This is a genomic window from Aestuariivivens sp. NBU2969 (assembly GCF_019931125.1).
Classification (GTDB): Bacteria; Bacteroidota; Bacteroidia; order Flavobacteriales; family Flavobacteriaceae; genus Aestuariivivens; species Aestuariivivens marinum.
The window spans coordinates 280,736-295,514 of sequence record NZ_JAIOUU010000002.1 but is presented as its reverse complement, the minus strand read 5'-3'; the positions used below and the strand labels follow the sequence as shown (position 1 = coordinate 295,514).

The following is a 14,779-nucleotide window of genomic DNA, read 5'->3' as shown; positions in this document are numbered from 1 at the left end:
TAAAAAAATGGAATTATTATTAAGATTTTTACCTGCTTTTGGAGCTTTAGGTCTCCTTTTTGTTTTTATAAAAAACGTTTGGATTACCAAACAAGATGTTGGTTCGCAAAAGATGGCCAATATCGCAAAACATATAGCAGATGGTGCTATGTCATTTCTAAAAGCCGAATACAGAATTTTAGCAATTTTTGTGATTGCAGTAGCCATACTGTTATTCTTTAAGGGAAATTCTGAAGAAGGTTCCCATGGTATGGTTGCTTTATCTTTTGTGGTTGGAGCTATTTGTTCAGCTTTAGCAGGATTTATTGGTATGCGTGTAGCTACTAAAGCCAATGTAAGGACAACACAAGCAGCTAGAACATCCTTAGGAAAAGCCTTAGAAGTGGCTTTCGCTGGTGGCTCAGTTATGGGGCTTGGTGTGGTTGGATTAGGTGTGTTGGGCCTAAGCGGCTTATTTATAATTTATCAAAATATATGGCCGGGTTCAGAAAATATCCCTATGGTTTTAAATGTGCTTTCTGGCTTTTCTCTTGGGGCATCTTCTATTGCGCTTTTTGCCCGTGTGGGTGGCGGTATTTATACTAAAGCGGCAGATGTGGGAGCCGATTTGGTTGGAAAGGTTGAGGCTGGAATTCCTGAGGATCATCCATTAAATCCTGCAACTATAGCAGATAACGTGGGAGACAACGTAGGCGATGTTGCTGGTATGGGAGCCGATTTATTTGAATCTTATGTAGGGTCTATTATTGGTACTATGGTATTGGGAGCTTTTATCTTTACCCCAGAATATGGAGGATTGGGCGCCGTTTATTTGCCATTGGTGCTTGCGGCTGTTGGTATTGTGATGTCTATTATAGGAACACTGTTAGTAAGGGTTAAAGACGGAGGGTCACCTCATAAAGCCCTTAATTTAGGTGAGTTTGGTTCTGGGTTATTAATGATTATTGCATCTTATTTTATAATTGATATAATGCTGCCTGAAACTGTTGAAGGGTTGCCTTATGGTTCTTTTGGCGTATTTTGTGCCACACTTGCAGGTTTAATTGCTGGTTTTTGTGTTGGAAAAGTTACAGAGTATTATACAGCAACAGGAACAAAACCTGTATCGTCTATTGTTAAACAATCTGAAACGGGATCTGCTACAAATATCATTGCCGGTTTGGGTGTAGGAATGATGTCAACAGCACTTCCAATAATATTGATTGCTGCTGCTATTTTAGTATCGCACTACTATGCTGGATTATATGGTATTGCTATTGCAGCTGTTGGTATGCTTGCCAATACAGGAATTCAATTGGCTGTAGATGCTTATGGACCGATTTCAGATAATGCTGGTGGAATTGCTGAAATGGCAGAATTGCCAAGTGAAGTGCGTCAACGTACCGATAAATTGGATGCTGTAGGAAATACAACTGCTGCAATTGGAAAAGGCTTTGCTATCGCTTCAGCAGCGCTAACCGCATTGGCATTATTTGCTGCATTTATGAAGACTGCAGGTGTTACAGCAATCGATGTATCTCAACCTAAAATCATGGCAGGGTTATTAGTGGGAGGTATGTTGCCATTTGTTTTTTCTGCTCTGTCTATGAATGCTGTTGGGCGTGCGGCTATGGCCATGATTGAAGAAGTACGTCGCCAGTTCAGGGATATCCCTCAACTAAAACAAGCTTTAGAAGTGATGCGTAAGTATGATTCGAATATGAGCAAAGCTACTGAGGAAGATAGAAAAATATTTGACGAGGCCGATGGTTATGCTGAATACGAAAAATGTGTGGAAATTTCTACAACAGCTTCCATTAAAGAAATGGTATTACCAGGATTATTGGCATTAGCGGTACCTGTTGCCGTTGGATTTTTAGGAGGTGCAGCAATGTTAGGTGGTCTTTTGGCCGGTGTAACTACTTGTGGCGTACTTATGGCAATTTTTCAGTCCAATGCTGGAGGTGCATGGGATAATGCTAAAAAAACAATAGAGGAAGAAGGTCGTAAAGGAACCGATGCCCATAAGGCAGCTGTTGTAGGCGATACAGTAGGTGACCCTTTTAAAGATACTTCAGGACCTTCATTAAATATTTTGTTAAAATTAATGAGTGTTGTGGCCTTGGTAATTGCCCCTAGTATTGCAATGACATCCGATACGTTAACAGCTTATAATAGCAGTACAAGCGAAGTTGAAGAGGTGTTTAAGGAAGTTAAAGTTAAAATGACGACTAACGATGATGGAACTGTTACGGCTGTTGTAACTACAGTAACTACTAAAAATGGAGAAACGTTCACAGCTTATGAAACTTTTGAGGGTACAGAAGGTGAGGTTAAAAACAGTATAGAAGCTTTAAAAACTAATGTGCATACGGTAAAAGACAAAGTTGTTGAAGACATTAAAGAAGAGGTTACGCGCTAACCTTTTCAAGTTTAAAATTAAAACCACATCTTCTTTCCGCTAACCAGAAAGGAACGATGTGGTTTTTTTATTTTTTAACCACCAAATTAAGATTTAGTAGACGATTATATGTTTAAAAAAGATCCGCTTCAAATTATTGTTTTTCAAACTTATGGAACTTCTAATCATGTTTACTTAAGGGGAAGGGCTATTGAAGATGAGAATATCAATTTAGAGGAGAAAGGAGCTTTTAAGTTACTTTTTAATGCTTGGAAACGATTTGAAACAGACGAAATAAAAAATTCAAAAATTAGAATTAGATTGGGTGACAACCATCCTTTTTATGTAAAAACCGATAATGACGGTTATTTTTTGTTTGATGAAACGATAGAAGGTATTGGTAATTTTGCCAATAGTGAGGGTTGGGTGACTTTTGAACTCTCCTATGAAGAAAGTCAGTTGAAAAGGGATATACAATCTAAAAATTGTTTCCCGGGAGAAATGCTTATTCCCTCCCAAACGGCTTCATTTGGAGTGATAAGCGATATAGACGATACTATATTGCATACAGGTTTGGTGTCTGTTTTAAAATGGCGTGTTGTCTTTAACACATTATTGACTTCAGCAGCTAAGCGTTTGCCTTTGGAAGGTGCACCAGAATTTTATAATTTATTGCACCAAGGTAAAACAGGAGAAGAAGCCAATCCTATTTTTTATGTAAGCCATAGCCCATGGAACTTATATCGTTATTTGGAATATTTTTTAAAGAAAAATCATTTTCCAAAAGGACCTATAATTCTAAGAAATTTCCCGAAGCCGTTTTCAAAAAAGAAAACGGAAAAACCTCAAAAGCAAAAAGAAATTTTAAACCTTTTAAAGACCTATCCAAAATTAAATTTTATACTTATGGGAGATAGTGGTGAATATGATCCGGATATTTATTTGGAAATTGCTCGGCAGTACCCTAACCGTATTTTGGCAATTTATTTAAGAAGTGTAAACCACCAAAAGAGAACGTTGCGTGTCTCTAGTTTATATGAAGGTTTTGAATCCACTCCCGTACTGTTTATGGAAAGTAGTGAACAAGCCATAATACATGCCAAAAAACATGGGTTTATAAATTAAAATAAGCCGTGTATTTCGGCATCAATTCTATTGATAACATTTCCTAAATCTTCAGGGTTATCTACAAAGTTAAGTTTGTCAACATCTATAATCAATAATTTACCTTTGTTGTAACCATGAATCCAAGCTTCATAGCGTTCGTTCAAACGACTTAAATAATCAATGCTTATAGAGTTTTCGTAATCACGGCCGCGTTTATGTATTTGAGATACCAAATTAGGAATGGAACTTCGTAAATAAATTAATAAATCGGGTCCCTGAACCAAGGACTCCATTAAATCGAATAGATGACGGTAATTTTCAAAATCCCTGTTGGTCATCAAGCCCATAGCATGTAAATTGGGAGCAAAAATGTGGGCGTCTTCATAGATGGTTCTATCTTGAATAATATCCTTACCACTTTTCCTTATTTGTAACACTTGACGAAAACGGCTATTTAAAAAGTATACTTGCAAATTAAAGCTCCAGCGTTCCATTTGGTTGTAAAAATCATCCAAATAGGGATTGTCTACAACATCTTCCAATTGAGGTTCCCACCTATAGTGTTTAGCCAAAAGCTTTGTGAGTGTTGTTTTTCCGGCTCCTATGTTTCCAGCAATTGCAATGTGCATGTTACTTTAATTTTAAATGGTATTCGTAAAGAAATTTAGAATCGTAAATATACAAGGTTTCGTTGGTTGCAAAAAACTGATTTATCAACAAATTTGAGGTTTCAATAGGTGCAGGGGTTCCTTTGCCTTGCTTTAAATAAAATAAACTATTCTCCTTTTTTAAGTAGAGATTATTGTTGTTTTCAGAGAGTTGTGTATAACCGTTGTTTTTCATTTTTGCCAATAAACTACCAAAATAATTGTATACATATAAATACTCTTTAGTGAGTAACCAACAGGTGTTGTAGTTACTTTTTAAATCTAAAGTCTCGGTTTGTACAGGTAGGGTTTTGGCTTTTGTATAATTGGCTTTATAATCGTAAAGCTCCAATTGTTGGGTATCTTGGTTAAACAGCCAAAGTGTATTGTCATGTCCGGTAGATACATGTGTCACATTTCTATATTCTGAAACGGTATTAAAATCGATTTTAAATATTTCGGCCAATCTATTATCTAAAATAATAACGGTATTGAAGTCTTTGTAAAACAAATTGATTTTAAGTGGATTAAAAATATAAATACTGGTTAGATTACCTAACTGTAAATTATTATAGCTTATGGTTTTTAAAGCCGAATTTTTATAAAAGACATTATTTTGAATATAGTAAGTCGATTTAAAATTATCAATGCCTACGAAGGTTTCGATTTCTAATTTCGTTTTTTTGATAAGTGTGGTTGCTATAGTTTCTTGGGAAACTAAAGATAATGGAAATGATAAAAATAAGTAAAATAGCGTTTTCATGTGCGACATGAAAAATACAAAAATCAAACCACATTTAGCAAATTAACTTATAGCCAAATCCACGTACGTTAATGATTTGTATGTTCTCGTCCGAACTTAGCTTTTTACGTAGTTTGGTGATGAACACATCCATGCTTCGCGCACTAAAAAAATCATCATTGCCCCATAGTTTTGTTAGTATTAATGAGCGATCCAATACCTGATTTTTATTTTTAATTAAATGGAACAACAAGTGAGCTTCCCTGTGGGTTAATTGTACTTGGGTTTCTTCTTTGTATTGAAGCAACTGCTTAGGGAAATTAAATTTATAGTGCCCTAAATGTAAAATTGTACTTGCTTTCTGTAGCTTAGTTCGGTTTAATAAATTGTTAATACGAACAATAAGCTCTTCCATACTAAAGGGTTTTTTTAAATAATCGTTGCCACCAATGGTAAAGCCTTCAACCACATCTTGGGTTTGCGATTTGGCCGTTAAAAAAATAATGGGAATGGTGTCATCTAAAGCTCTTACGTCTTTTGCTAAAGTAAATCCATCTTTTTTTGGCATCATCACGTCTAGAACCAACAGCTCGGGATTTTCCTTTTGGTACACGTCAAATGCATCTATCCCATTTTCACACAGCAGTACCTTAAAATTTCGGGTTTCCAAGCTCTCTTTTATAATTTGTCCCAATGCTGGTTCATCTTCTGCTAAAAGTATCGTGGTCGTATTATCCATTTGGAAGAATAATTTTAAAAGTGGTTTTGTGGTTAGACACATCAACTTTTATTGAGCCATTGTGTTTTTCTATTATGGTTTTGGTATAGTAAAGTCCTATGCCAAAACCTTTAATGTCGTGGGTGTTTCCCTTAGGCACGCGGTAAAACTTTTCAAATATTTTGTCTTTGTTGGCTTTTTTTAAGTTGTTTCCATTATCTAAAATGGAAATGTTGAGATTGGCCTTGTCTTGAGTTAAATAGATTTCAATACTGTTACCACCATATTTAACAGCATTGTCCAAAATGTTGTTTAGTGCATTTTCAATATGAAAGGCATCAGCATAAATATTTTGTATATCAGAATAGTTGCTAAGAATGAATGCTTTATCTTGATGTTGCATTTTATAGCGGGTCACTAGGATTTCCAGTAAGTTGGCCAAATTCAGATTTTCTTTTTTGAGTTCTAGGGTCTCACTGTTTAAAGTTGCTGTTTCCAATAGTTTTTCAACCATAATATTTAATTTGTTTAGTTGGTTGGAAGACATATCTAAATATGTTTTGGTTTTAGCTTTATCATTAATAACATTAAAGTTGTTGATACTTTCTAATGCTACACCAATAGTAGCTATTGGGGTTTTAAACTCGTGTGTAATATTGCTTATTAAGTCGTTTTTTACTTCGGCCAGTTGCTTTTGGTGCTTTATGATTTTTAATAGGAAAAATAAACAGCTTACAATGGCTAGTACTAAAAGAGTAGATATTAAAATGCCAAACAGGCTTCGCTTTAAAATGGTTTTTGTGGTGTTGTTAAAATATACTTTTAGTTTAGTGTCTTGAGGCAAATAATTAGAACTAGAAATAACATTTAAGCTTGAGGAATTAATATTTTCAGGTTTTAGTTTCTGAATTATTTTTAAAGGCGATTCTAGGGTTATTCCATAATCAAGGTCAATTTGTTTTCTTAGTAATGCTTTGTTGAAAAGACTATCTATGGTATTAAGTTGTATATTGTCATTGGTCATTGAAATAATGACTTTAGTGGTTAATCTTCGAAAATCTTTGTAATTAAAAATTGATCCAGAATCCTTTACAGAAAATTTTCTTGTAGTAAGTTGTGTTGAATCACTATAACCGTTATGTAAAATACCAAATAAAGAATCAACACTTTTGCTTTTAAAAATGGAGACATTTTCAGTGAATTCTCTTGGAATTGAATCTATATTTATGGTTTTATGAGCTTTTAATCTAATAGTTTTTAAAATACTGTCTATCTCTTTGTTGTTGTCAAACAGGCTGTCAGTCGATTCGCTTTCTATAGCATAGGCAATAGTGCTTTTTTCTGCAAGATTGGCAAAATAGGTTTCAATAGCACCATCAGTACACTGTTGCACATCATTAGTTAATTGCTGTTTGTTTATAAGATAGTTTTTGTAATTCCAATACACCTGAATGCCAATTGTGGTTATAATTACAAGTACAATAGAGTAGAGCAACCAACTGTATTTCATGTTCTTCATAATTCAAAAATAGAAGTAAAAACTAAAGAAAACTAATCGCTTAACACTAGTTAACACTAGTTAACGCTTTTATTGATATGAATCTTCCATTTTTGTACTGTTAAATCAAAATCAAATCAAAAAATGAAACAGTTAATTATTATATGCCTGGCGTTCTGCCAAATGCAACATACTTTTGCTCAGGATTTTCAGGGTATTGCTACCTACAAATCGTCCCGCAAATTGGATATTCAATTAGACAGTACCCAGATGAATTCTGAAATGCACCAACGCATGATGGATATGATGAAAAAGCAATTCCAGAAAACTTATCTTTTGAGCTTTAACAAATCGGCATCTATTTACAAGGAGGATAAAGAGCTAGGACCCCGACAACCAATGGGTATGGAAGTTATTATTGTAAGTTCGGGAGATTCAGATATTTTGTATAAAAACTTAAAAGAAAATCGATTTACCAATCAGAATGAATCCTTTAGTCGATTGTTTTTAATTCAAGATGAATTACAAAAACACGATTGGACTTTAACCAATGAAAAGAAATTTATTGGAGCGTATGAATGCTTTAAGGCGACTAAAATGATCGAAGTACCCATAATGCGTACAAGAATTAGTATGAATGGAGATAGGGATTTGGATGCTGAAGAGGAAAACAATGATCCAGAAACAAGAATGCAGGAAGTTGTGGCTTGGTATGCACCTAAAATTCCAGTAAATAACGGACCAGCAAATTATCATGGCTTACCCGGGTTGATTTTAGAGATTAATGATGGCACAACAACTATAATTTGCAGTAAGATTGTGTTGAATCCAGAAAAAGGTGTGCGTATCGTTGAGCCTAAAAAGGGTGATAAAATGAATCAAGAGAAATACGATGCAATTATGGAGAAGAAGATGAACGAAATGCAGGATCGTATGCGCGATAACCGTAGAGTTAGGGATGATGGTGCTCAGGAACTTGAAATAAGAATTAGCGGTTAGTTTTAAGAATAATTTAACGTTTTAATAATTAAACCTAGTACTCTGGTTTTGGTCTAAGAGGGATAATGTGTTAGTTTTAAAAAACTAATAAAAAATTAGACCAATGGTGCGCCGTGTAATTAAAATTCGACTTTCAATTATTTTTATCCTAACTACTTTAAATTCATTTGCCCAAAAAGATTTCCAAGGAAAGGCCTATTATGAATCGAAAACTACTGTAGACATGAGTAATTTTGGTGGTGGGCAATTAAGTGAAGAGCGTAAAAAACAAATAGCCGACCGTATGAAAAGTGCCTTAGAAAAAACTTTCATACTTAATTTTAATCAGTCGGAATCCCTATACAAAGAAGAAGAGCGTTTGGATGCACCTGGACAAGGGCGAGGCTTCCGATTTGGTATGATGAGTAGTACTGGAGGCGATTTATATAAAAATGTGAAATCGCAACAGTTGTTGCAAGAACAAGAGTTTTTTGGAAAGCAATTTTTGGTAAAGGATAGTTTAAGCAAGCTGGATTGGCAATTGGGTTTAGAAACTAAAACTATTGGTCAATATACTTGTTTTAAGGCCACCGCCGTAAAACAAGTAACGGGTTTCGATTTTAATAGCTTCAGGAGAAGACCAAGTAACGAAAAACCAAAAGACTCAACAAATACTCAAAACGATGAAAATAATGATAATACCAAAACGCCTAGAAAAGTTTTTGTAACTGCTTGGTATACACCACAAATACCAGTTAATCAGGGTCCTGATGTATATTGGGGTTTACCAGGATTAATATTGGAGCTAAATGTTGATAGAACAACCATTTTGTGTTCTAAAATTATTTTGAATCCATCAGAAAAAGAGGTTATAAAAATGCCATCAAAAGGAAAAGAAGTGTCACAAACAGAATATGATAAGATTGTAAATAAAAAAACTGAGGAAATGCGAGAGATGTTTAGGGGCAGAGGAGGACGAAGATAAGGTATAGAAAGATGATTAGTCTTGAAAATAATAATTAAATGTTAAAGCTAATATATTGTTTAATAAATACTTATATTTGTTAAACAAAAAATTATATTAATTATGAAGAAAATATTAATAAGATTATTAGCTTTTTCGTTAGTGTTATTTATAAATAAAACTCTTAGTGCTCAGAGTTTTCAAGGTAAAGCATATTATTATAAGAAGACCAAAATGGAACTTGGTAGTTTTGGTGCTCGTATGAGTGAGCAACAAAAAAAGCAAATAGAGTCACGACTGAAAAATAGACTTGAAAAGACATATCTGTTAGCATTCAATAAAGAAGAGTCAATTTATAAAGAAATTGAAAAATTGGATGGAATATCGGGAGCAACAGACTCTTGGGGCAAAAACTTTTCTCCTGGTAAGTTATATAAAAATGTAAAAACAAATACATTACTTCAACATCAGGAATTTTATGGTAAGAGGTTTTTAATTAAAGATAATTTACAGTCACTAAAATGGAATTTAGGTTCTGAAACAAAACAGATTGGAAACTATACTTGTTTTAAGGCTACTGCAGTGGTACCTAGTTCAGAATTAGAATGGTGGTCGTTCTCTTGGGATAGATTGAGTAACATAGATAGGACAAATGCCCAGCATAATGATACTATAAATAAGGAAGCTGAATCAAATATGGATTTAATGGATAAGGATAATATTCAATTAACCCAGGTTTTAGCTTGGTACTCTCCGCAAATACCTGCTGCCCATGGTCCATTGGAATATAATGGGCTTCCTGGATTGATTTTGGAGGTTAGTGCAGGTAATACCGTTATACTTTGTTCCAAGATAATTTATAATCCTGATGAAAAAGAAGAAATTGATAAGCCTAGTAAAGGAGAAGAGGTTACCAAAAAGGAGTATCAAGAGATTGTTATTAATAAAATGAGAGAGTTCAGGGACAATCGACTGGGAAGAAGGTAAGGGCTTCATTTATGTTTTCAACCAAATAATAACCAAATGAATAAAGCTAATAGTACATTTTATATTTTGCTTTTTAGTATTAGTTTCATCGCTAAAGGCCAAGTTAAACTAGAAGGAGTCGTAAAAGACAGTATTGGAACACCGCTCGAATTAGCAAATGTTATAGCCATTAATCAAGAGTCACAAAAACTAGATTCTTACGGGATAACTAACAACGAGGGTTATTATAAGTTATCACTGGAAAAAAATACCAATTATAAAATTCAAGTGAGTTATATAGGGATGAAAACTGCTCAAGAAGATGTTCAAACTACCGAAATTGATTTAGTTAAAAATTTCATCCTTCAAAATGACAATACTTTAGACGAAATTGAACTGATTTACGAAATGCCCGTTACCGTTAAAGGCGATACCATAGTTTACAATGCCGATTCTTTTACATCGGGTACAGAGCGTAAATTGGGTGATGTGCTTAATAAGCTGCCAGGTGTTGAAGTGAATGACGAAGGACAAATTGAGGTAGAAGGTAAAGCGGTAGGTAAAGTGATGGTTGAAGGCAAGGATTTTTTTGACGGCGATTCTAAATTGGCTACCCAAAACATACCGGCTAATGCGGTCGATAAAGTAGAAGTTCTTAAGAATTATGCTGAAATTGGGCAGTTAAGTGGTGTAACAAATAATCAAGATAATATTGCTATAAACATTAAACTTAAGGAAGGCAAAAAGAATTTTTGGTTTGGTAATATTACAGCTGGTGCAGGTGGAGCTGATGATAAAACATTGTATTTGGCTCAGCCAAAAATGTTTTATTATAGTCCGGAGTACAGTTTAAATTTTATAGGAGACATGAACAATATTGGCGAAATAGCCTTTACCCGACGTGATTATTTCAATTTTATGGGAGGTTTTAGGAGTCCCAGTAGAAGCAGTGGTACTAACATTAATTTAGGTAGTAATAATTTAGGTTTTTTGTCCCTTCAAAATAACAGGGCAAAGGATATTAATACCAAGTTTGGCGCAGCTAATTTCAGTTACTCACCAAAAAAGACATTAGATTTAAGCGGGTTTGCCATTTTTTTAAGTAGTAGAACCGATTTGCAGGAAAATAGCTCAGTGGTTTATACTAACCCAGATTTAAACATTCCAGATGAAACCACAGAAAGTAACACCACACAACGTAGTGATTTGGCTATGGCTAAGTTTAGTGCCAAGTACAAACCCAACACCAACAATCAGTTGGATTATGACGTTTTGGCACGGACTTCAAAAGAATCACAAGACCAGTTGTTTTACTCTTCTGTAAATGGTAACATAAATGAATTGGAAAACGCAAAGCCTTTTAGCATCAATCAAAATGTGAATTATTATTATACCTTGGATGACGCTAATATTTTTGCTCTAGAGGTTCAGCATTTGTGGCAGGATGAAGATCCGTTTTATAATGCGTTTCTAGAAGACAAAGATAGTTATATCAATACTGCTCAAGTTTTAGGATTTGATAATACCCAAATAGGTTATGATGTAGCACAGGAAAAGCGTGTAAAATCTAACCAATTAGATGCCAAGTTGGATTATTGGAATATTTTAAACACCAAAAGCGACATTAATTTCACTTTAGGGACCATTTATAGCAAGCAGGATTATAATTCTGATATTTTCCAATATCTTGATAATGGAAGCAAATATGACAATGTGCCTACCCAAAATAACGGATTGGACATAAATGATATTGCCTATCGCTTTTCTGATGTGTATTTGGGTATTCATTACCGTTTGAAATTGGGGATTTTTACGTTTACCCCAGGTTTTTCAGCGCATGCTTACAGTGCTAAGAACAGTCAGTTTAATGAAACGTATACCGATAACTTTTTCAGACTCTTGCCCGATTTCAACACTCGAATCCAATTAAAAAAGAGTGAACAGCTTATTTTCAACTATAGAATGCAAACCCAATTTACCGATGTCAACCAATTTGCAAGGGGTTTGGTTTTAAATAGTTATCGTTCAATATTTTCAGGAAATCCGGAATTGGAGAGTGCCTTGTCCCATAATGTGAATTTGTCCTATTTCAGTTTTAATATGTTTAACTATACCAACGTAAATGCAAGTATAAACTATAGCAAAGCGGTAGATAGAATAAGAACCACATCCCAGTTTTTGACCAATAGTGTAGTGCGGGTTAGTACACCATTTAATTCTGGTTTGGCCGATGAAAGTGCAGGAGCCAATGCACGCATCCAAAAAACATGGGGTAAATTTAGGGGAACGCTTAACGGCAACTTTAACTATAGTAAGTTTAACCAGATTATTAATGGACAAACCTCGGTAAATGAAAACTATTCCCATAGCTATAGGGCAGAACTACGAACTAATTTTAGGGAAGCGCCTAATTTTGAACTGGGCTATCGCTATAGCATACAAGATAATGACCAAGGCGATCGACGCACCAAGTTTTTTACTAAAGCACCTTCGGTAGAATTTGATGCGCTTATTTTTAAAACTTTCACGTTTAAAACTAACTATTCCTATAATAGTTTTAGTGACGAAGACAGAAAAATCAATTCCTTCGAATTTTGGGATGCCTCGCTAGCTTACAGGAAAAATGCAGACAGCAAATGGGAATATGAAATTAAAGCCACAAACTTATTGGATACCCAATCACAGAACACCAGTAGGTCGGGGAATATTTCAGTAAGTGCTACCGAGTATTTTATCCAGCCCCGATTTATTACGTTTAGATTACGTTATGAATTATAGTCAATTTCTCTTGCTAAAAGATATTTTTATAAAACAGGATTTTCCTTTGCATAATAGAGAAACAATAATATATTTGCGCTCGGTTATACCGGTTCTGATTTAAAATTGCTCAAATAAAACACAGTAATTTTTTTATCTAGGCAAGAAAGAAAATTTAAGCATAGCCTAAGCTACGGTTAAATTTTATTTTGAAGCATAGGAGAAAAAGGGCAAATTTTAATGAATAATTTTAAGTTAGAAATGGTATTAGGGAAGATACTCAAGCGGCCAACGAGGACAGACTGTAAATCTGTTGGTTTTCACCTTCGCAGGTTCGAATCCTGCTCTTCCCACGAATAAACAAAAAAGCCAAACGTCAAATCAAGCTTGTTTGAATTTGTAAGTTTGGCTTTTTTGTTTTCAAAGCGAGATAAAAAGGATATGCAATCCTGCATGGCTTTTTATCTCGTTTTGTATCTATTACAAGTTGTTCATTGACTTATTGAAAATAAAGATTTGCTATAGTAGTGAGGCTTTTTATTTTCGGGAGTGGATAAAAAGGATATGCAATCCTACCTGACTTTTTATCTCACTTTATATTTAAAAATGTATAGGATAATAGTTTAGTTTTTACAGTCCAAAAATTTCCTTTACCCTATCAACATAATCCAGTTTTTCCCAAGTAAACAACTCAACATCTAAGGTTACACTTTCTCCATTAGGTTGGGTAAAGGTTTTGGTAACAGTTTCGTTGGTGCGCCCCATATGGCCATAGGCTGCTGTTTCACTATACATGGGTGAGCGTAGTTTTAAACGTTTTTCAATAGCGAAAGGACGCAAATCAAAAATCTGTGATACTTTTTCTGCGATTTCGCCATCGGTCATGTTAAACGGACAAGTGCCATAGGTGTCAATAAAAATACCCATAGGTTCTACAACACCAATAGCATAACTTACTTGTACCAAAACTTCGTCGGCAACACCAGCAGCGACTAAGTTTTTAGCAATATGCCGAGTTGCGTAGGCAGCACTACGGTCTACCTTGCTAGGGTCTTTCCCAGAAAATGCACCACCGCCGTGGGCACCTTTGCCTCCATAGGTATCAACAATAATTTTTCGCCCGGTCAATCCCGTATCACCATGAGGGCCGCCAATAACAAACTTCCCTGTGGGGTTGATATGGTATTTAATATCCTTATTAAATAAAGCTTGTGTGGCTTCTGGTAATTTGGAAACCACACGTGGGATTAAAATGTCAACAATGTCTTTTCGTATTTTAGCCAACATGGTCTCATCATCGGCAAAATCGTCGTGTTGAGTAGATATTACAATAGCATCAATTCGCTGAGGGATATTGTCATCGCTATATTCAATGGTCACTTGGCTTTTGCTATCAGGTCTTAAATAAGTAATGTCTTTGTTTTCTCGTCGTAGCTCAGCCAACTCCTTTAGTATACGATGTGATAAATCTAATGCCAATGGCATATAATTTTCAGTTTCATTAGTAGCATATCCAAACATCATCCCTTGGTCACCAGCACCTTGCTCTTCTTTAGTTGCTCTATCTACACCACGGTTAATATCGTCCGATTGTTCATGAATAGCCGAAAACACCCCGCAGGAATTTCCGTCAAACATGTATTCTCCTTTAGTATATCCTATTTTATTAATAGTATCCCGGGCAATTTTCTGCACATCTAAATAGGTATGCGATTTAACCTCACCAGCAAGTACTACTTGTCCCGTGGTAACCAAGGTTTCACAAGCCACTTTCGACTCTACATCAAAAGCCAAAAAGTTATCGATTAGGGCGTCGCTAATTTGGTCAGCAACTTTATCTGGATGTCCTTCAGAAACACTTTCTGAAGTAAATAAATAAGCCATAAAATAAAATTTATCGGGAGATTTGACGATAGCGTCAAAGGAAGTTTACACTGCCTTTAGCATTTTTTCTTGAGGTTGCAATCAGTCAAATCTATCCTCTATTGTTTTACTCAGGCAAAATTAAAAAAATAAAAAGAA

11 protein-coding genes and 1 tRNA gene are annotated in these 14,779 nt (G+C 34.9%); 7 read left to right on the top strand and 5 right to left on the bottom strand.

Translation table 11 applies throughout. From position 1 onward, the window contains the following. Nucleotides 1-7: 7 nt before the first annotated feature. Entirely contained in the window at nt 8-2,401 is a 2,394-nt protein-coding gene (locus tag K7G79_RS02945) for a sodium-translocating pyrophosphatase (protein WP_223548984.1), read from the top strand. A gap of 108 nt (nt 2,402-2,509) precedes the next feature. Then, complete coding sequence (locus K7G79_RS02940; protein WP_223548982.1) at nt 2,510-3,505, top strand: App1 family protein; 996 nt, start codon at nt 2,510-2,512, stop codon at nt 3,503-3,505. Here the strand turns inward: K7G79_RS02940 and K7G79_RS02935 are convergent. Genes K7G79_RS02935 through K7G79_RS02920 form a run of 4 tightly spaced genes read right to left on the bottom strand, consistent with a single transcriptional unit; the run spans nt 3,502 to nt 7,113 of the window. Continuing rightward, nucleotides 3,502-4,116, bottom strand: coding sequence for a deoxynucleoside kinase (locus tag K7G79_RS02935; protein WP_223548980.1), 615 nt, complete (start codon nt 4,114-4,116; stop codon nt 3,502-3,504). The genes K7G79_RS02940 and K7G79_RS02935 overlap by 4 nt on opposite strands. A 1-nt stretch (nt 4,117) precedes the next feature. Further along, nucleotides 4,118-4,897, bottom strand: coding sequence for a hypothetical protein (locus tag K7G79_RS02930; RefSeq protein ID WP_223548978.1), 780 nt, complete (start codon nt 4,895-4,897; stop codon nt 4,118-4,120). Nucleotides 4,898-4,931: 34 nt separating this feature from the next. Beyond that, on the bottom strand, nt 4,932-5,615 hold the full coding sequence (locus K7G79_RS02925) for a response regulator transcription factor (protein WP_223548976.1): 684 nt from the start codon (nt 5,613-5,615) through the stop codon (nt 4,932-4,934). Further along, nucleotides 5,608-7,113, bottom strand: a complete 1,506-nt coding sequence (locus tag K7G79_RS02920) for a sensor histidine kinase KdpD (protein ID WP_223548974.1) — start codon at nt 7,111-7,113, stop codon at nt 5,608-5,610. Before K7G79_RS02920 ends, K7G79_RS02925 begins: the two co-directional genes overlap by 8 nt. A 123-nt stretch (nt 7,114-7,236) precedes the next feature. Here K7G79_RS02920 and K7G79_RS02915 point away from each other — a divergent pair, with 123 nt between their 5' ends. The 5 genes from K7G79_RS02915 (at nt 7,237) to K7G79_RS02895 (ending at nt 13,110) form a co-directional block, all read left to right on the top strand. Then, nucleotides 7,237-8,091 (top strand): GLPGLI family protein, encoded by an 855-nt coding sequence (locus K7G79_RS02915; protein ID WP_223548972.1) that lies wholly within the window; start codon nt 7,237-7,239, stop codon nt 8,089-8,091. 103 nt (nt 8,092-8,194) lie between these two features. Then, nucleotides 8,195-9,055 carry a GLPGLI family protein gene (locus K7G79_RS02910; protein WP_223548971.1) on the top strand — a complete coding sequence of 287 codons (861 nt, stop codon included), beginning with the start codon at nt 8,195-8,197 and terminating at the stop codon, nt 9,053-9,055. A gap of 102 nt (nt 9,056-9,157) precedes the next feature. Further along, the gene (locus K7G79_RS02905) at nt 9,158-10,021 is read left to right on the top strand and encodes a GLPGLI family protein (RefSeq protein WP_223548969.1); all 864 of its coding nucleotides are present in this window, start codon (nt 9,158-9,160) and stop codon (nt 10,019-10,021) included. Nucleotides 10,022-10,057: 36 nt separating this feature from the next. Beyond that, complete coding sequence (locus K7G79_RS02900) at nt 10,058-12,778, top strand: TonB-dependent receptor (protein WP_223548968.1); 2,721 nt, start codon at nt 10,058-10,060, stop codon at nt 12,776-12,778. A 249-nt stretch (nt 12,779-13,027) separates the two neighbouring features. After that, a tRNA-Tyr gene (locus K7G79_RS02895) sits at nt 13,028-13,110 on the top strand. Nucleotides 13,111-13,387: 277 nt separating this feature from the next. On the opposite strand, the gene metK is transcribed toward K7G79_RS02895, so the two are convergent. After that, nucleotides 13,388-14,641 carry a methionine adenosyltransferase gene (metK, locus tag K7G79_RS02890; RefSeq protein WP_223548966.1) on the bottom strand — a complete coding sequence of 418 codons (1,254 nt, stop codon included), beginning with the start codon at nt 14,639-14,641 and terminating at the stop codon, nt 13,388-13,390. Between the last annotated feature and the right edge of the window lie 138 nt (nt 14,642-14,779).